Below are 16,156 nucleotides of genomic sequence, written 5' to 3'. Positions count from 1 at the left end.
CCGGGGGCGCCGCGACCATTCCAAAAAGCGTCTCCGGTGGCGTCAGCCGACCGGATCGAAGCGCATATGCTCGCCGACCAGCCGTGCCTGCACGGTCTTGCCGATCGGCGCCTCCCCCAGCCCTTCCCGCACGGCGTAGTAGCCGGCGATGGAGACGAGTTCGGGGTCGAAATGCAACGCGAAGACGCGCGCCTCCGCATTGTCCTGCCCGCCGGCGATGGCGCGGCCGAGCAGGCGGCCATAGACGTGGATATTGCCGTCCGCGATCACCTCGGCACCGCGATTGACGGTGCCGACCACGATCAGGTCGGTGCCCTGCGCCCAGATCCGCTGGCCGGCGCGCACCGGCTGGTCCACCACCATGGCGACGCGCGGCGCGGGGGCCTCAGCCACGGGCGCCGGCGCGGCCACCGGCATGGCGGGCGCAGGTGCGGGCATGGGAGAAAACTCCTCCTCCCGCGCCCCGCCGGCCTGGCGCAGCGGCGGCAGGCCAGCGCCCTGGGCGGCAATGCGCATTTCCGGCGTGCCGCCGGTGGTGCCGATCGGCACGATCTCGATGGCGCGCAGCCCCTGCACCAGCCCGGCGAAGTCCACCTCCTCCGGCCGTGCGGGAATGTCGTCCAGCCCGATCACCACCGGGGCGAAACGCAGGAAGCCGGGGGCGCGGCGGAACTGGTCGCCCAGCGCGGGCACCAGCGCCTCCACACGATGGTCCAGCAGCCGCATCACCAGCAGGTTGAAATTCGCCCCGCGCAGGCGGAAGGGTTCGAGGCGCGGCGCGGAGGACGGGGCGGCAGCGGACATCGCGAGGGGGGATTTTCCGTCCAGAGGGGGGGCCAGGGCATTGGGGCGAGGATGAAGGGCGTGTGACGGGCGGCGTGATCCTGCTCTATACCCATGCGCCGGCGGAGCGCGAAGCCTTCTCACGCAGGCATGACGCTTTGCAGGCGCTTGGCGCCCGCAATTGGCATGCCGCGTGAAGCCCGAATCGGGCGCTTTTCAGCCGCGCAGGCCGAGTTCCTGCACCAGCCCGCCCCACTTCGCGACCTCGGCCGAAAGATGCCGCGCCGCCGCCTCCGGCGAATTGTCCGCATAGGCATCGACCCCCGCCTCGTTCAGCCGCCGCAGCGTCGCGGGGTCCCGCAGCGCGGCGGAAGCCGCATCGGATATGGCGCGGATCGGCGCGGCGGGGGTGCTAGCGGGGGCATAGATCGCCTGCCAGGCGGCGGCATCGTAGCCCGGCACGCCGGCCTCCGCGATGGTCGGCAAAGCGGGCAGCAGGGTGGACCGTTCCGCGCTGGTCACCGCAAGGCCCCGCACCTTTCCATCCGCCATCAGCGGCGCCAGCAGGGTCTGGCTGTCGATCATGAAGTCGATGCGCCCGGCCATCAGGTCCGAGACCGCGGCCGGGGTGCCGCGATAGGGCACCACGGTGAAGGACACGCCCGCCATCTTGCGCAGCAGCTCCGCCGCGAGGTGCGAGGAGGCGCCGATGCCGGCGGTGCCGAAATTCGCCTCCCCATTGCGGGACTTCAGCCAGGCCAGGAAGCCGGCGAGATCCGTCACCGGGATCGCCGGATGCACCGCGGCCACGAAGGGCTGGCGGGTGACCAGGGAGACGGGCGCGAAGCTGGTCACCGGGTCGTACTGGAAGCTGGCGTAGAGCGCCTTCATCGCCGCATGGCCGACGCTGCCGACCATGATGCTGTTGCCGTCGGGGGCGGAGCGGGCGAGGTTCGCGGCCCCGATGGTGCTGCCGGCGCCGCCGATATTCTCGATCACCAGCGGCCGTCCCAGCGTCTGCGCCATCGGCTCGGCCAGGATCCGCGCCACCACATCGGTGAGGCCGCCGGCGCCGAAGGGCACCACCACGCGCAGCGGCCGTCCCTGGGCGCGGGCGGCGTTGGAAAGCAGCGCGGGCGCGGCAAGGCCGGCCAGCAGCAGGCGGCGGGAAAGCGGCATGGGGTGTGTCCCTTCTCTCGGCGGCTTGGGTGATGTCTCATGCCCTGCGAAGCGGGAGAGACGCGTGACCACCATAGTCTTGCAAGAGCCGTTCCGGGCGCTGTTCTACAGCCCCTTCTACGCCGCCCTGGCGCGCGGCGACTTCGCCGCCCAGGGGGTCGAGGTGCAGCTGATCACGGTGGGGGAGCCGGATCGCGCGGTCGCCAACCTATTGTCCGGCGCTGCGGATCTCGCCTGGTCCGGCCCGATGCGGGTGATCCGCGACCATGCCGCCGACCCGGACAGCCCGCTGGTGAGCTTCGCCGGCGTGGCGATGCGCGACCCCTTCCTGCTGGTCGGGCGCGGCGCCAATCCGGGATTCAACCTGCATAATCTGGCGGCAATGCGCCTCGGCGTGGTCAGCGAAGTGCCCACCCCCTGGTGGTGCCTGCAGCAGGACCTTCTCCAGATTGGCCTAGACCCGAAGCAGCTGGCGGTGACCACGGGGCGGAGCATGGCGGAGAATGCGGCGGCCGTGCTGGAAGGCGAGATCGAGGTGGCGCAGCTCTTCGAACCCTTCGCCAGCCAGGCGGTCGCCGCCGGCGGTGCGGTCTGGCACGCCCAGGCGGATCGCGGCCCCACCTCCTACACCGCCTTCTATGCAACGCGCGCCGCGCTTGCGGCCAAGCGGCAGGCGATGATCGGCCTGGTGCGGGGCCTGGCCGCCATGCAGCGCTGGCTGCATGCGGCGCCGGTGACGGAGGTCGCGGCGACGGTCGCGCCCTATTTCGAGGGGCTGGAGCGCCCAGTCCTCGAATCCGGCATCGCCCGCTACCGGCAGCTCGGCGTCTGGGCGCGGGACCCGGTCTTCCCCGAAGCGGCTTTCGACGCGCTGGAGGGCGCCATGTTCGGCGTCGGCGCCATCCCCCGCCGCCCCGGCTTCGCCGCCTGCGTCGACACCGCCCTGGTGGCGGAGGCGCTGGCATGAGCAGGACGCTGCCGGGCCGCGCGGACTACCGCTACTTCCTGGAGATCCCGACCCGCTGGATGGACAACGACATCTACGGCCACATCAACAACGTCACCTACTACTCCTACTTCGACACGGTGGTGGCGCGCTTCCTGCTGGAGGCCGGCGCCATCAACCTGGTCGACAGCCCGGTGATCGGGGTGGTGGTGGAGACGCTGTGCCGGTTCCATGCGCCGATCGCCTTTCCGGACCCCATCACCGCCGGGCTGCGCGCGGAGCGCGTGGGCAATACCTCGATTCGCTACGGCATCGGCATCTTCCGCGGCGCGGAGGAGCGGGTGAGCGCCGAGGGCCATTTCGTGCACGTCTATGTGGACCGCGCCACGCAGCGCCGGCCGACGGCACTTCCGGATGGGTTGCGACGCGCGGCCGAGGGCCTTCTCATCCCCACCCCCCATTGACGCCAAGCCGAAGCTGCACGCATTGCGGGTGACCCGGTGGCCAAGGACCGGCACCAGGATACGGAAGGAAGCAGACGGCATGGCGACGCTGAACAGGCTGGCGATCCTCGATGACTTCCAGGGCGTGGCCCTGGAGATGGGCCCCTGGAAGCGGCTGCCGCCGAGCCTTTCCGTGCAGGTCTTCCGCGACAACCTGGCAGACCAGGACGCGCTGGTCGAACGCCTGCTGCCCTTCGACGCCATCCTCGGGATCCGCGAGCGCACGCCCTTCCCGGCCGCGCTGCTGAAGCGCCTGCCCAACCTCAAGCTGCTGATGACGACCGGCGAGCGCAACCGCGCCTTCGATGTCGCCGCCGCCAATGCCCAGGGCATCACTGTCTGCGGCACGCCCTCCGCCGGCGCGCCCACCGTCGATATCACCTGGGGCCTGATCCTCGGCCTGCTGCGCGACCTGCCGGCGCAGACGGCCAGCCTGCGCGCCGGCACCTGGCAAGCCAGCGGCGCACCCAACAGCATCGGCACCTCCTCGGAAGGGCTGACGCTGGGGGTGGTCGGCCTCGGCAAGCTCGGCACGCGCGTGGCCAAGGTGGGCCAGGCGCTGGGCATGAAGGTCATCGCCTGGAGCCAGAACCTGACCGCCGAGGCCGCCGCCGCCGCCGGCGCGACGCGGGTGGAGAAGGCGGAGCTCTTCGCGCAGTCGGACGTGGTGACGCTGCACATGATCCTCTCCGACCGGTCCCGCGGCATCGTCGGCGCGGCGGAGCTCGCGGCGATGAAGCCCAGCGCCTATATCGTGAACACCAGCCGCGGCCCGCTGATCGACCAGCCGGCGCTGATCGCCGCGCTCACCGAGGGCCGCATCGCCGGCGCCGGGATCGACGTCTTCGACCGGGAGCCGCTGCCGCTGGACCACCCGCTGCTCGCCTGCCCGAATACGATCCTGACGCCGCATCTGGGCTATGTCTCGCGCCAGAATTTCGCCGCCTATTTCCACGGCGCGGTCGAGACCATCGAAGCCTATATCGCCGACAAGCCGATCCGGCTGCTGACGCCATGAGCGCGCTTCCGGATTTCTGGGCGACCGCCGACCAGGCGGCGCGTGATGCGGCCTACAACAATGCCGAGGCCGTCGCGGACAGCCCGGCGCTGATCGTGGAACGCGATGCGGCGGCGGAGGCCTTTCGCGCCGCGCATCCGCAGCATCTCGACCTGGCCTATGGCGAGGGCGAGCGGGAGGCCTGGGACCTGTTCCCGGGCCGCGACCCGGCCGCGCCCTGCCTGGTCTTCATCCATGGCGGCTATTGGCAGCGGAACCGGCGCGAGAACTTTTCCCATTTGGCCGAGGGCGCGCTGGCCATGGGCTGGTCGGTGGCCTTCAACGGCTACACGCTGGCGCCCGAAGCCTCGCTGACCACCATCGCCTGGCAGATCCAGCGGGCGCTGGACTGGCTTTCGGCGCAGGGGCCGCAGAACGGCATCGCCGGGCCGCTGGTCGCCTCCGGCTGGTCGGCCGGCGGGCATCTGACGGCCCTGGCGCTGGAGCATCCGGCGGTGACGGCCGGGCTGGCGATTTCCGGCATCTTCGAACTGGCGCCGATCCGTGACACCTACCTGAACGCGGCGCTGAAGCTGAGCGAGGCGGAGATCGCGGAGCTTTCGCCCATGCGCCGCCCCGTGGTGCACAAGCCGCTGGCGGTAGCCTACGGCAGCGCGGAACTGCCGGAGCTGGTGCGCCAGAGCCGCGACTTTCACGCCCTGCGCAGCGCGGCCCATGCGCCCGGGCCGCTGGTGCCGATCCCCGGCGCCGACCACTTTCGGGTGCTGGAAGCACTGCGGCAGCCGGGCGGGTCGCTGCTGCGGCTGGCGGAGACATTGCTGAGCTGAGGCGGGGGCGCCCGGAACCGTCGCTCCGGGACAACGTTGCCGGAAGGGCTGCCCTGGACACCGTCCAGGGTGCGGGACGGGCTGCCTGTTCGGGCTGCATCCCCCATGCCGCTTCCGCCAAGCCTGCGCGAATGAGGGCGCCCCATGAGGATCCTCGGGATCATCGCGCCGCTCATCCTGCTGCTGCGCGGCGGTTGCGAGGGGTCGCATTTGGCCTTCCTCGATCCCCAGGGTCCGGTCGCCGCGCAGCAGCGCACCCAATCCTGCACGACCTCGCCCATCGCATGCATGGCGGCTGAGGCAAGCGCTCAGCTTGCCAGGTAGCGCGCCGCGCCTTCCGCCAGAACCTCGACGCATTTCGCCAGGTCCTCGTCCTTCGTATCCTCCGACCAGTGGTGGCTGATGCCGCCGATGGAGGGCGAGAAGAGCATCGCCGCCGGCATCACTTTCGCCATGTATTGCGCATCATGCCCCGCCCCGCTCGGCATGCGCCGCCAGCCGCCCGGCGCCAGCTGCTCCGCCGCCGCTGCCAGCGCCGCCTGCATGGCCGGATCGCAGAGCGCGGGCTTGGAGAGGCTCATCGCCTCCAGCGTCACCGTGCAGCGTTCGCGCCGATTGGCCTCCTGCACGCAGGCGCGCAGGCAGGCTTCCATCCTGTGCAGGATGGGTTCCTCCACGTCGCGGAACTGGAACAGCACCTCCGCCCGGCCCGGAATGATGGAGGCCGCGCCGGGGTCGAGGCTGATGCGGCCGCAGGTCCAGGTGCTGCGTGGGCCGCAGGCCATCGGCATGCGTTCGTCCAGCATGGCGAGCAGTCGCACGGCAGTCAGCCCCGCATCGCGGCGCTCCGCCATGGTGGTGCCGCCGGCATGGTCCTGCATGCCCTCGATGGTGATGCGCCACTGCCAGATGGCGACGATGCCGGTCACCACGCCGACCTGCTGCCCGGCGGATTCGAGCTGCGTACCTTGCTCGATATGCAGTTCGAAAAAGCCCTTGTGGCGGCCGGGCTCCCGCTGGATGCGGGGCTTCCCCTCCAGCCCCGCCTCACGCAGCGCCTGGCGCAGCGGCTTGCCGTGGTAGCGGTTCGCCAGGCGGTCGATCTCCTCCTCCGGCAGCTCGCCGATGAAGCTGCGGCTGCCGATGAAGCCGCCGTAATGGCCTTCCTCATCGGCGAAGGCGATGACATCCACCGGCAGGCCTGCGCGCGCGAGCGCCACGCCCGCCATCACGCCGAGTGCGCCATCCAGCCAGCCGGCCTGGTTCTGGCTTTCGATATGGCTGCCGACCAGCAGCTTCGGCCCGGCGCCGGGATGGCGGCCGATGACATTGCCGATGCCGTCGATTGCCGGCTCCAGCCCGCATTCGGCCATGCGCTCCATCAGCCAGCGGCGGCTTTCCATATCCTCGGGCGAATAGGTCGGGCGATGCACGCCGGTCTTGTAGGCGCCGATCTTTCGAAGCTCGTGCAGATCCTTCAGGAAGCGGGCGGTATCGACCTGCGGCATGATTTCTCCGGGCGGTGCGGTTGCGCGGATATGGTGGAACGCGCTTGGTGGCGCCGTAAAGCCAGGAGAGAGCCATGCCCGAGATCAGCCGCTTCATGCCCCCCGAGACCGGCCGCGCCTGGCCGCCCTTCGCCCTCTCAGTCCGCCACGGCGCCACGCTCTATGTCTCCGGCATCGGGCCGATGGGGCCGGATGGGGTGCCGAAGGGGGATTTCGCCGCGCAATTCGCCATCGTCATCGGCCATCTGAAGCGTGCGCTGGAGGAAGGCGGCAGCAATATGCGCAGCGTGCTGAAGGCGAATGTGCTGCTGACGCGGGCGGGCGACGTGGCGGAGATGAACCGCCTCTATGCCGCGGCCTTCCCGGCCGATGCGCTGCCCGCGCGCACCACCTGCGTGGTGGCGGCCCTGCCGGTGCCCGACTTCCTGCTCGAGATCGAGTGCATCGCCGCGGTGTACTAGGGCCTGTGGGCAGTCGGGACCGGGATGCGGCCGGCGAGGGATTTTTCGTGCTGGGCAGGAAGACAGCGGAGCCGATGGCTTTCCATCGGCGAGCATGGCTGACGCCCCCAGCGCGGAAAAGCACCGCCGGACGCGCCCGCAGCCCGACTGTCCATAGGCCCTAGGACGCCTTCCAGGGCGTGCTGCGCCAGATCGCGCCATAGGCCGCATTCTCGCGCTGCACGAAGGCGGTCATGGCGGCGCGGTCCATGTAGCGCAGGATCAGGTAGTCGCGATCCGTCATGGCCTTGAATTCCGGGTCCTGCGCGGTGCGCCGCACCGCCTCCTCCCAGCGCTGCAGGATCGGCGCAGGCGTGGCGGCGGGCAGGGCGAAGCCCCGGGCGGAGCCGGCTTCCAGCGGCCAGCCGGCCTCCCCCGTCGTCGGCAGGTCCGGCGCGCGGTCCCAGCGGCTTTCGGACATCAGGGCCAGGACGCGCAGCGCGCCCTGGATATGCGCGCGCACGGTCAGGCTGACGGTGGAGATGGACCCCGCCACATGCCCGCCCTGGACCAGCTGCATCGCCTGGCCCGCGCCTGGCGTCGGCACCCAGGTGAAGCGCACGCCGGCGGCGCGTTCCAGCTGCATCAGCGCCAGGTGCGGCGCGCTGCCGACGCCGGCGCCGGCCATGGTCACCGCCTCCGGCTGCGCCCGTGCCGCCGCGATCAGCTCCGGCAGGCTGCGATAGGGCGAGTTGGGGCCGACGAAGATGGTGTAGGGCTCATCCGTCAGCAGCCCGACATAGGCGAAGCTGTCCACCGTGTAGCGCGGGCGATTGTCGTACAGCGCGGTGACCAGCGCGGGGAAGGAGACCAGCGCGGCGGTTCGGCCATCCGGCGCGGCGGCGGCCAGGTCGTTCAGCATGATCATGCCGCCGGCGCCGGGCCGGTTCACCACGATGATCTGCTGGCCGAGATACTTCTCGAAGAAGGGTGCGGCCATGCGCGCGGCCAGGTCGATATTGCCGCCGGGCGCGAAGCCCACCATCAGCTGCACCGGACGATCCTGCGCCTGGGCGCGGGAGACGATGGCCGGCAGGGTGAGGCCGGCGGCCAGCAGGCTGCGACGCTTGGGCAAGGCGTGAACCTCCGCAAGGGGCAGGGATGATCCTAACATCCGCACATTGGCGCGATGCAAGTGGAAGGTTGCGCGGGCGTCGCGGGGTGTTAGGCTTTTGTCCTGACGTTCCGGAGCCGCCGCATGCTGCGCTTCAGCAACTTCCTCTTCCCCGAGAGCCGCGACCCCGACCGGGACGCCGATGCGATCCGCGAGGCGATGGAGGAAGCGCTGCTTTGCGAGCAGCTGGGCTTCGAGGTGATCTGGCTGGCGGAGCATCACTTCGACGGCAACTGCGCCTATGTCGATCCGGTGACCTTCGCCGCGGCGATCCTGTCCGCCACGAAGCGCATCAAGGTGGGCTTCGCGGTGGCGCAGGTCTCGCTGCATCATCCGACGCGGCTGGCGGAGCAGATGTCGCTGCTGGACAATCTCTCGCGCGGCCGCGTCATCGTCGGCCTCGGCCGCGGCACCGCCTACAATGTCTATGAATACCAGGGCTACGGCATCCCGGCCGAGGAAGCGCTGGAACGCTATGAGGAGGCCGAGGGCATCATGCTCCAGGCCTGGACCAGCTCTGAGGGCATGCGGCACGAAGGCAAGCACTGGACGCTGAGCATCCCGCGCCTGCGCCCCACACCCTTCACGAAACCGCATCCCTATGTGATCCGCGCGGCATCATCCGAGGCCGGCGCCCTGCACCTGGCGCGGCGCGGCCTGCCCTTCCTGATGAACGTGCAGTCCTACGAGACGACGCGCGACCGGCTGCTGCAATACCGCGCCACCATGCTGGAAGCGGGCTTCGGGCCGGAGCAGGTGGAAGCCTGCCTCGCCGAGAGCTGGTGCTGGCGCAACATCTTCGTGGCCGAGACGGATGCGGAGGCCGCGCGCATCGCCGTGCCGAACTTCATCGCCATGCAGGAACAGCGGAAGGCGCTGCGCGAGCGCATCTATGCCGAGCAGGGCATCATCATGAAGAAGGAGACGGTGCCCCCCGCGCGCGTCGATCCCGCCAAGGCGCTGATCGCCGGATCCCCCGCCACCGTCGCGGCGCGGATGGCGGAGCTGGAGGCGACGGGAATCGGCGGCGTCATCGGCAGCTTCCGGCTCGGCCCCATGCCGGCCGAGCTGGCGGCGCAGTCGCTGCGCCTGTTCATGGAAAAGGTCGCGCCGCAATTCCGCGCCGCGGCGCCGGCGCTGGCCGCGGAATAGCCGGCTCAGCCGGCGTCGCGCGCGGCGCGCAGAGCGGCGATGTCGAGCTTGGTCATGCCCTGCATGGCCCGGAACACGCGCTCTCCACGCCCGCGGTCCGGGTCGCGGACCATGGCCATCATCTCCGCCGGCAGGATCTGCCAGGCATAGCCCCAGCGGTCGATCAGCCAGCCGCATTGGCTGGTCTCCCCGCCCTGCGACAGGCGCGACCAGAAGTGGTCGATCTGCGCCTGATCGCGGCATTCCACCATCAGCGAATGTGCCATGGTCGGCTTGAAGGCGGGCCCGCCATTCAGGCCGACGAAACGCTGGCCATCCAGGGTGAATTCCGCGGTCAGCACCGGCGTATCCACCCCCTGGCGCATCGTCGGTCCGAGCTCCGCCGGCTTGCCGGCATCCCGGAAGGCCTGCACGTAGAAGCGCGCCGCCTCCTCCGCCTCGTCGTCATACCACAGGCAGATCGTCAGCCCGCTCATGCCGGCGCCCCCATCGCCTGCTTCGCCGCTTCCAGGTCCATCCACATCACTTCCCAGATATGCCCGTCCGGATCGGCGAAGCTGCGGCCGTACATGAAGCCGTGATCCTGCACCGGAGTCGGGTCCTTGGCGCCGCCGGCGCGCGTCGCGCGCTGCAGCAGGTCCTCCACCTCCGCCCGGCTTTCGGCCGAGAGACACAGCATCACCTCGCAGGCGGATCGTGCATCGACGATCGGCTTGCTGGTGAATTGCGCGAACTTGGCATGCGTCAGCAGCATCACATGGATGGTTTCGGACAGCACCATGCAGGCCGCGGTGGCGTCGCTGAACTGTGGGTTACGCTGCGCGCCGATGGCCTCGTAGAAGGCGATCGCGCGCTCCAGGTCGGTGATCGGCAGGTTGATGAAGATCATGCGCGGCATGGCGGCACCTCTCGATGGATGCCAAAATGGTAAACCGTTTGGTTAAGTTCCGCAAGCCAGGCGGCGTCACGCCCGCGCGAGGATCAGGTGGTCAGCCCACCATCCACCACCACGGTCTGGCCAGTCACCATCGCCGCGCCGGCCAGCAGGAAGACAATGACCTCCGCCAGGTCCTCCGGCTTGCAGCGGCGCTTCAGCAGCGCGCCTTCGATCGAGGAGCGGCGCTGCTCCTCGGTCCATTCGATCATCCAGGTGCTGTCGACGGCCCCTGGTGCCACCGCATTCACCCGCACCTCCGGCGCCAAGCCACGCGCCAGATTCTTGGTCAGGGAGATCACGCCGGCCTTGGTCGCGCCATAGGCCATGGAAGAGCCGGCGGAATTGATGCCGGCGATGGAGGCGATGTTGACCATGGCGCCATTCGCCGCGCGCAGCGCCGGCCCCGCCGCCTTGGCGCAGCGGAAGACACCGCGGAGGTTCACCTCCAGCACCGCATCCCAGAGTTCCTCCGTCAGCCGCTCGAATTCATGCGGCGCGATGGCAGTGGGCGTGCCGGGCGTGCCGGCATTGTTCACGAGGTAGTCGAGGCGGCCGAGATCCGTGACGGCCTGCTGCACCATCCGCGCCGCATCCGCCGCATCGGCCACATTGCCGGGCGCGGCCAGGATGCGGGCATTGGTCTCGCCTTGCAGCCGCGCGACGGACTCCGCGCCGCGCGCATCGCCGGCGAGGAAATTGATCGCGACATCGCAACCGCTGCGCGCCAGCAGGGTCGCAGTGGCCAGGCCGATGCCGGAGGCACCGCCGGTGACCAGCGCCGCCTTGCCGCGAAGATCATAGGTGATCATGCCTCCCGCCCCTCCCCCGCCATGGTGCCGATCTGTCGCAGCGCGCGCTTCAGCGCGAGCAGCCGTCGGTCCCGATCCTCCAGCACATCCGCCGTCTCGCCCGGCCAGTCGTAGAAGCCGGCGCCGGCCATCACCCCGGTGCGGCCCTGCGCCACCAGCGCATCCACCGCATCGCATTTGCCGCGCACCGGCGGCGGCTCGTACATGCGGTTGGCCAGGCTGGTCTGGGTGAAGGCGAGGCCGGTGAAATCCGCCTTGGCCAGCACACCCAGGATCGGCAGGCGCAGCGAGATGCCCTCGATGATCGCGGTGTCGATCTCGGAGGCCGTGGCCACGCCCTCATCCAGCAGTTTCTGGACCTCCAGCGCGATGGCGGATTGCACGCGGTTGGCGATGTAGCCGGGGACGAATTTGCGCATCACCACTGGGCGCTTGCCCATGGCGCGGCAGAATTCCACGGCGAAGGTCACCACCGCCGGGTCGCAGGAAGGGCCGCCCACGATATCGACCAGGTCCACCAGATAGGGCGGCGTGTACCAATGCATGATCAGCGCCCGGTCCTGCCGCGCCGCGGGGATCAGCGGGAAGGGGTCGAGGTAGCTGGTATTGCTGGCGATGATGGCGGCCGCCGGCGCCAGTCGGTCGATCTCGGCGAACAGGGCGCGCTTGGCCTCCGGCTGCTCGATGATCGCCTCCAGCACCAGGTCGGCGTCTTCCAGCGCCTCGGCCAGCACGGGCAGGCGCGTCACGGCCTGGTGCAGCCATTCGGCATCGGCCTCGCGCGGCGCCTCGCCGGCCACCACCAGCGTCTCCAGCGCCGTCTCCATCAGGCTGCCGGCCTTGTCGAGGGTGGCCATGCTGCTGTCGGTCAGCCGCACCTCATGCCCGCCCAGGGCAAAGACCAGCGCCAGCGCATGCCCCATGGTGCCCGCGCCGATGACCGCGACCTTGATGCCCATTGCGTTCCACCCCGAAGATCAGGCGGCGAAACTGGCCCGGCTGCGCCTGCCGGGCAAGTCGCGGCTCAGCTGCCGCGATAGGTGGCGTAGGACCACGGGGAGCAGAGCAGCGGGACGTGGTAGTGCCCCTGCCCCGCCGCCAGGCGGACGAGGATGGGCACGACGTCGAGAAACCCATCACCGCCGAACTGCGCCCCGACATGGAAGCGCAGCTCATAGGTGCCGGGCGCGAAGGTTTCGGGCGTCAGCAGTGGGGCATCCGTGCGGCCATCGGCATTTGTCACCGCCTCGGTCACCTTCACCGGGCCGCCGGCATCATGGCGGAACAGCTCCACCCGCACGCCGGCCATCGGCCCGCCGCTCGCCGTGTTCAGGATATGGGTGGTCAGTGCGGAGGCCTTCATTCGCGGGGCGCCCCTGCGGCGACCCAGGCGATCAGCTTGGCGCGTTCCTCGGCCGTGATCTCGGTCAGGTTGCCGGGCGGCATGGCTTCTGTCGCCACCTGCTGGCGGATGGACTGCGCCCAGCGGCGGATCTGCCCTGGCTCATCCAGCCGCACGCCCTTCGGCGCCTCGGCAAAGCCTTCCTGGGTCGGGCGGGCGGCGTGGCAGCTGGCGCAGCGGGCGGCGGTGATGGCCTGCACCTCGGCGAAGGCCGGCGCCTCCGCCCCTGGCGGCTGGCGCGCCGGCATCAGGGCGAAGGCCATCAGGCCGATCACAGCCACCGCCGCGATGGGCAGGGCCACCGGGTTGCGGCCGAACTGCCGCTGCACGAAGAACTGCCGCACCAGCGCGCCGGCGAGCGTGATGGCCAACAGCACCACCCAGTTCCACTGCGCGCCCCAGGTCATCGGGTAGTGCGGGCTGATCATCAGGAACAGCACCGGCAGGGTCAGGTAGGTGTTGTGGACGCTGCGCTGCTTGCCCCAGCGGCCGTATTTCGCATCCGGCACCTGCCCCGCCTGCATGGCGGCGACCATCTTCCGCTGGCCCGGAATGATCACCATGGCGACGTTGGCCACCATGATGGTGCCGGTCATGGCGCCGATCTGCAGGAAGGCGCCGCGACCCGAGAAGACGTGGCAAGCGATGAAGGCCGCGACCACCAGCAGCCCGACCCCGAAGGCGGAGAGCAGCGCCTCGTTCTCCCCCCATTTCGAGCGGCATGCCAGGTCATAGACCACCCACCCCGCCACCAGCATGACGGCCGAGATCGCCACGGCGACCCCCGGCGAAAGGTCCATGACCGCCGGGTCCACCAGATAGGTGCTGGCCTGGCCCCAATAGATCAGCATGAACAGCGAGAACCCGCTGATCCAGGTCCAATAGGCCTCCCATTTGAACCAGTGCAGCTTCTCCGGCAGGCTGGCGGGCGCGTTCAGGTATTTCTGCTTGTGGTAGAAGCCGCCGCCATGGATTGACCACTGCTCTCCCTTCACCAGGGGGTTGCCGTCCCGCGGCGGATCCAGCTGGTTGTCCAGGCCGATGAAATAGAAGCTGGTGCCGATCCAGGCGATGCCGGTGATCAGGTGCAGCCAGCGGATCAGCAGATTCGCCCATTCGGCGAGGTAGGCGAGGTCCATCGTCCCAAGGATCCTTCGGCGCCGGGGAAGGCCCGCTGCGCCATCTTGCGGCGCAACAATCGCCTCGCTGCCGCCCGCCGTCCAGCCGAATGACCGAGAACCCAGGACCGGGCCCGCTTGCGGCCTTGTGTGCCGCGCCGCCCCCCTCGGGGCACCGAATCATGCTAGGGGCAGCCTCCGGCGACGATCCGGCCGCAATCGGCGGCCTGGCGCGCGCCCTGGCGATGAGGTGCAGTTTCTCGATGGACGCGTCCAGTCTGGCAATGCTCGGGATCATCCTGGCCTTGCTATGTGCCTCGGCCATGTTTTCCGGCACGGAGACCGCCTTCACCGCCGCCAGCCGCGCCTTCGTCACCCGCCGCGCCAAGGAAGGCGACCGCAAGGCCATCACCCTCGGCCGGCTGAGCGAGCGCAAGGACCGCGTGGTGGCCGCGATCCTGGTCGGCAACAACCTGGTAAACACGACGGCCACCGCGCTGGCCTCCGCCCTGCTGATCTCCTGGTTCGGCGAGGGCGGCGTGGCCTATGCCTCCCTCGTCATGACCGCGCTGCTGGTCATCTTCTCCGAGGTGCTGCCGAAGACGCTGGCGCTGCGATCGCCGGATGCCGCGGCGATGCGCGTGGTGCCGGTGCTGTCCGGCACCATGCGGCTGCTCGGCCCGGTGGCGGATCTGGTGAATATCGTGGTGCGCGGCACGCTGCGCCTGCTGGGTTTCAAGACGCCGGAGGCCGATCGGCCCGGCATCACCGAGGATGAACTGCTCGGCGCTATCGACCTGCACGGCATGGGCCATGCGGGCCCGGCCGATCTCGCCGCGCGGCAGGAACGCGGCATGCTGCGCGGCGTGCTGGCGCTGGACGACATGACGGTGCGCGACGTGATGACGCACCGCTCCCGCGTCGTCGCGCTGAATCTCGCCGAAACGCCGGAGAAGCTGCTGGCCAGGGTGCTCGCCTCCCCGCATGCGCGCTTCCCGCTCTGGGGCCGCGATGGGGAGGAGATCCTGGGCGTGGTGCATGCGCGCGATGTGCTGCGCGCGCTGCAGGCCGCCGGCGGCGATGCGGCGCGGATGGACCTGGCCGCCGTCGCGCATCCCGCCTCCCTGGTGATCGAGACGCGGCCGCTGCGCGAACAGCTGCAGGATTTCCGCAAGGCGCCGATCAAGATGGCGATGGTGCTGGACGAATACGGGTCGCTCAAAGGCATCGTCACGCTGGAGGATATCGTCGAGGTCGTGGTCGGCCAGATCGTTCAGCGCGGGGAGGCGATCCTCGGCGACCTGGCGGAGAATGGCGAGGTGGAGGTGCGCGGCGACCTGCGCGTGCGGGACATCAACCGCGAGCTCGGCTGGGACCTGCCGGAGGATGAGGCGGCGACCGTCGGCGGGCTGCTGGTGGCGCGCCAGCGCGGCATTCCCGCGGTGGGCGCGGAGGTCACCATCGGCTTCTATGCGCTGCGCGTCCTGGAACGCCGCGGCCAGCGCATCGATCGACTCGTGATCCGGCCCCTGCCCGCCGAAGCGGAGGCCTGACCCCGGCTTTTCCCGCGCCGCGACCGCGCCTAACCTGTCCGGACAATTGGGAGTTTCGGGCATGGCGGACGCATTGGGCTGGCGGAAGCGGATCGGCTTCGTGGTGCCCTCCACCAATACGATCGTGCAGCCGGAAGTGGACGCGCTGCGCCCGCCCGGCGTGACCTTCCACCTGGCCCGCGTCTCCATCAAGGAACGGCCGCTGACCAGCGAGCAGGCCTTTCTCGAGCACGTCCAGGCGATGCGGGACGGGCTGGGTGCTGCGATCGAGCAGGTGATGACCTGCGGGCCGGAACACCTGGTGATGGGCGTGGCGCTGGAAGCTTTCTGGGGCGGGCTCGAAGCCTCGCGGAAGCTGAATGCGGAGCTGGAGGCCAAGGCCGGCGTCGGCGTCACCATGGGCAGTTTTGCGACGGCCGAGGCGCTGCGCGCCTTCGGTGCGAAGAAGATCGCCGTGCTGACGCCGCACCAGCCGCGTGGGGACGCCATGGTGCAGGCCTGGTTCGCCGAGGCAGGGTTCGAGGTGGTGCGGCTCAAAGGCCTGAAATGCCCCTCCCCACGCGAAATCGCCCAGGTGCAGCCGGCCGAGATCCGCGCCAGCCTGACCGGGCTGGACGGGCCGGATGTGGAGGCGCTGGTGCAGGTCGGCACCAACCTGGTGGGCGTCGATGTGGCGGCGGAGGGCGAGCGCTGGCTCGGCAAGCCGGTGCTGGCGATCAATGCCGTTCTCGCCTGGCACGCCTTGCGCACCAGCGGCATCGCCGACCGCATCGAGGGCCATGGCCGCATCCTGGCGGAGCACTGAGC

General features: G+C 70.0%; 19 protein-coding genes. 9 read left to right on the top strand and 10 right to left on the bottom strand.

Going from position 1 to position 16,156, the window contains the following annotated elements:
- Positions 1-42 precede the first annotated feature (42 nt).
- Together minC and J3S20_RS08230 are read right to left on the bottom strand one after the other, a co-directional pair.
- Entirely contained in the window at positions 43-804 is a 762-nt protein-coding gene (gene minC / locus J3S20_RS08235) for a septum site-determining protein MinC (protein ID WP_216835967.1), read from the bottom strand.
- 195 nt (positions 805-999) lie between these two features.
- On the bottom strand, positions 1,000-1,962 hold the full coding sequence (locus J3S20_RS08230; protein WP_216835966.1) for a Bug family tripartite tricarboxylate transporter substrate binding protein: 963 nt from the start codon (positions 1,960-1,962) through the stop codon (positions 1,000-1,002).
- Positions 1,963-2,026: 64 nt separating this feature from the next.
- Here J3S20_RS08230 and J3S20_RS08225 point away from each other — a divergent pair, with 64 nt between their 5' ends.
- The 5 genes from J3S20_RS08225 to J3S20_RS08205 all read left to right on the top strand — a co-directional run bounded on the left by J3S20_RS08225 (position 2,027) and on the right by J3S20_RS08205 (position 5,580).
- Positions 2,027-2,929, top strand: coding sequence for an ABC transporter substrate-binding protein (locus J3S20_RS08225; protein ID WP_216835965.1), 903 nt, complete (start codon positions 2,027-2,029; stop codon positions 2,927-2,929).
- The gene (locus J3S20_RS08220; RefSeq protein ID WP_216835964.1) at positions 2,926-3,372 is read left to right on the top strand and encodes an acyl-CoA thioesterase; all 447 of its coding nucleotides are present in this window, start codon (positions 2,926-2,928) and stop codon (positions 3,370-3,372) included. Before J3S20_RS08225 ends, J3S20_RS08220 begins: the two co-directional genes overlap by 4 nt.
- Before the next feature lie 79 nt (positions 3,373-3,451).
- Complete coding sequence (locus J3S20_RS08215; protein ID WP_216835963.1) at positions 3,452-4,429, top strand: D-2-hydroxyacid dehydrogenase family protein; 978 nt, start codon at positions 3,452-3,454, stop codon at positions 4,427-4,429.
- A complete protein-coding gene (locus J3S20_RS08210) occupies positions 4,426-5,256 on the top strand; it encodes an alpha/beta hydrolase (protein WP_216835962.1) in 831 nt (276 codons plus the stop codon). The genes J3S20_RS08215 and J3S20_RS08210 overlap by 4 nt, the downstream gene beginning before the upstream one ends.
- 144 nt (positions 5,257-5,400) lie before the next feature.
- The gene (locus J3S20_RS08205; RefSeq protein ID WP_216835961.1) at positions 5,401-5,580 is read left to right on the top strand and encodes a hypothetical protein; all 180 of its coding nucleotides are present in this window, start codon (positions 5,401-5,403) and stop codon (positions 5,578-5,580) included.
- Here J3S20_RS08205 and J3S20_RS08200 read toward each other — a convergent pair.
- The gene (locus J3S20_RS08200) at positions 5,565-6,764 is read right to left on the bottom strand and encodes a Zn-dependent hydrolase (RefSeq protein WP_216835960.1); all 1,200 of its coding nucleotides are present in this window, start codon (positions 6,762-6,764) and stop codon (positions 5,565-5,567) included. The genes J3S20_RS08205 and J3S20_RS08200 overlap by 16 nt on opposite strands.
- A gap of 74 nt (positions 6,765-6,838) precedes the next feature.
- Here J3S20_RS08200 and J3S20_RS08195 point away from each other — a divergent pair, with 74 nt between their 5' ends.
- Positions 6,839-7,225, top strand: a complete 387-nt coding sequence (locus J3S20_RS08195) for a RidA family protein (protein WP_216835959.1) — start codon at positions 6,839-6,841, stop codon at positions 7,223-7,225.
- Positions 7,226-7,385: 160 nt separating this feature from the next.
- Here J3S20_RS08195 and J3S20_RS08190 read toward each other — a convergent pair whose 3' ends face one another.
- Positions 7,386-8,339: a tripartite tricarboxylate transporter substrate binding protein gene (locus J3S20_RS08190; RefSeq protein WP_216835958.1), complete on the bottom strand. Its 954-nt coding sequence runs from the start codon at positions 8,337-8,339 to the stop codon at positions 7,386-7,388.
- 123 nt (positions 8,340-8,462) lie between these two features.
- On the opposite strand from J3S20_RS08190, the gene J3S20_RS08185 reads away from it, so the two are divergent.
- Positions 8,463-9,530, top strand: coding sequence for an LLM class flavin-dependent oxidoreductase (locus J3S20_RS08185; RefSeq protein ID WP_216835957.1), 1,068 nt, complete (start codon positions 8,463-8,465; stop codon positions 9,528-9,530).
- A gap of 5 nt (positions 9,531-9,535) precedes the next feature.
- Here J3S20_RS08185 and J3S20_RS08180 read toward each other — a convergent pair whose 3' ends face one another.
- The 6 genes from J3S20_RS08180 to J3S20_RS08155 form a co-directional block, all read right to left on the bottom strand.
- Positions 9,536-10,006 (bottom strand): VOC family protein, encoded by a 471-nt coding sequence (locus J3S20_RS08180; RefSeq protein ID WP_216835956.1) that lies wholly within the window; start codon positions 10,004-10,006, stop codon positions 9,536-9,538.
- Positions 10,003-10,428: a VOC family protein gene (locus J3S20_RS08175; protein WP_216835955.1), complete on the bottom strand. Its 426-nt coding sequence runs from the start codon at positions 10,426-10,428 to the stop codon at positions 10,003-10,005. The genes J3S20_RS08180 and J3S20_RS08175 overlap by 4 nt, the downstream gene beginning before the upstream one ends.
- An 83-nt stretch (positions 10,429-10,511) precedes the next feature.
- On the bottom strand, positions 10,512-11,276 hold the full coding sequence (locus J3S20_RS08170; protein ID WP_216835954.1) for an SDR family NAD(P)-dependent oxidoreductase: 765 nt from the start codon (positions 11,274-11,276) through the stop codon (positions 10,512-10,514).
- Complete coding sequence (locus J3S20_RS08165) at positions 11,273-12,235, bottom strand: 3-hydroxyacyl-CoA dehydrogenase family protein (protein ID WP_246602492.1); 963 nt, start codon at positions 12,233-12,235, stop codon at positions 11,273-11,275. Before J3S20_RS08165 ends, J3S20_RS08170 begins: the two co-directional genes overlap by 4 nt.
- 65 nt (positions 12,236-12,300) lie before the next feature.
- Entirely contained in the window at positions 12,301-12,639 is a 339-nt protein-coding gene (gene uraH, locus J3S20_RS08160) for a hydroxyisourate hydrolase (RefSeq protein ID WP_216835953.1), read from the bottom strand.
- Positions 12,636-13,817, bottom strand: coding sequence for a urate hydroxylase PuuD (locus tag J3S20_RS08155; RefSeq protein WP_216835952.1), 1,182 nt, complete (start codon positions 13,815-13,817; stop codon positions 12,636-12,638). The genes uraH and J3S20_RS08155 overlap by 4 nt, the downstream gene beginning before the upstream one ends.
- 263 nt (positions 13,818-14,080) lie before the next feature.
- On the opposite strand from J3S20_RS08155, the gene J3S20_RS08150 reads away from it, so the two are divergent.
- Positions 14,081-15,349 (top strand): HlyC/CorC family transporter, encoded by a 1,269-nt coding sequence (locus J3S20_RS08150; protein WP_246602490.1) that lies wholly within the window; start codon positions 14,081-14,083, stop codon positions 15,347-15,349.
- Positions 15,350-15,410: 61 nt separating this feature from the next.
- A complete protein-coding gene (locus J3S20_RS08145; RefSeq protein ID WP_216835950.1) occupies positions 15,411-16,154 on the top strand; it encodes a maleate cis-trans isomerase family protein in 744 nt (247 codons plus the stop codon).
- Positions 16,155-16,156 lie beyond the last annotated feature (2 nt).

Source organism: Falsiroseomonas tokyonensis (assembly GCF_019024325.1).
In the GTDB taxonomy this organism is placed as follows: Bacteria; Pseudomonadota; Alphaproteobacteria; order Acetobacterales; family Acetobacteraceae; genus Falsiroseomonas; species Falsiroseomonas tokyonensis.
The sequence above is the reverse complement of the archived record's forward strand: the minus strand, read 5'-3'. Positions and strand labels throughout refer to the sequence as shown.

Coding starts and splice junctions, on each gene's coding strand:
- minC (WP_216835967.1), bottom strand. CDS start 804: ATGTCCGCTGCCGCCCCGTCCTCCGCGCCGCGCCTCGAACCCTTCCGC.
- J3S20_RS08230 (WP_216835966.1), bottom strand. CDS start 1,962: ATGCCGCTTTCCCGCCGCCTGCTGCTGGCCGGCCTTGCCGCGCCCGCG.
- J3S20_RS08220 (WP_216835964.1), top strand. CDS start 2,926: ATGAGCAGGACGCTGCCGGGCCGCGCGGACTACCGCTACTTCCTGGAG.
- J3S20_RS08215 (WP_216835963.1), top strand. CDS start 3,452: ATGGCGACGCTGAACAGGCTGGCGATCCTCGATGACTTCCAGGGCGTG.
- J3S20_RS08210 (WP_216835962.1), top strand. CDS start 4,426: ATGAGCGCGCTTCCGGATTTCTGGGCGACCGCCGACCAGGCGGCGCGT.
- J3S20_RS08205 (WP_216835961.1), top strand. CDS start 5,401: ATGAGGATCCTCGGGATCATCGCGCCGCTCATCCTGCTGCTGCGCGGC.
- J3S20_RS08200 (WP_216835960.1), bottom strand. CDS start 6,764: ATGCCGCAGGTCGATACCGCCCGCTTCCTGAAGGATCTGCACGAGCTT.
- J3S20_RS08195 (WP_216835959.1), top strand. CDS start 6,839: ATGCCCGAGATCAGCCGCTTCATGCCCCCCGAGACCGGCCGCGCCTGG.
- J3S20_RS08185 (WP_216835957.1), top strand. CDS start 8,463: ATGCTGCGCTTCAGCAACTTCCTCTTCCCCGAGAGCCGCGACCCCGAC.
- J3S20_RS08180 (WP_216835956.1), bottom strand. CDS start 10,006: ATGAGCGGGCTGACGATCTGCCTGTGGTATGACGACGAGGCGGAGGAG.
- J3S20_RS08175 (WP_216835955.1), bottom strand. CDS start 10,428: ATGCCGCGCATGATCTTCATCAACCTGCCGATCACCGACCTGGAGCGC.
- J3S20_RS08170 (WP_216835954.1), bottom strand. CDS start 11,276: ATGATCACCTATGATCTTCGCGGCAAGGCGGCGCTGGTCACCGGCGGT.
- J3S20_RS08165 (WP_246602492.1), bottom strand. CDS start 12,235: ATGGGCATCAAGGTCGCGGTCATCGGCGCGGGCACCATGGGGCATGCG.
- uraH (WP_216835953.1), bottom strand. CDS start 12,639: ATGAAGGCCTCCGCACTGACCACCCATATCCTGAACACGGCGAGCGGC.
- J3S20_RS08155 (WP_216835952.1), bottom strand. CDS start 13,817: ATGGACCTCGCCTACCTCGCCGAATGGGCGAATCTGCTGATCCGCTGG.
- J3S20_RS08150 (WP_246602490.1), top strand. CDS start 14,081: ATGCTCGGGATCATCCTGGCCTTGCTATGTGCCTCGGCCATGTTTTCC.
- J3S20_RS08145 (WP_216835950.1), top strand. CDS start 15,411: ATGGCGGACGCATTGGGCTGGCGGAAGCGGATCGGCTTCGTGGTGCCC.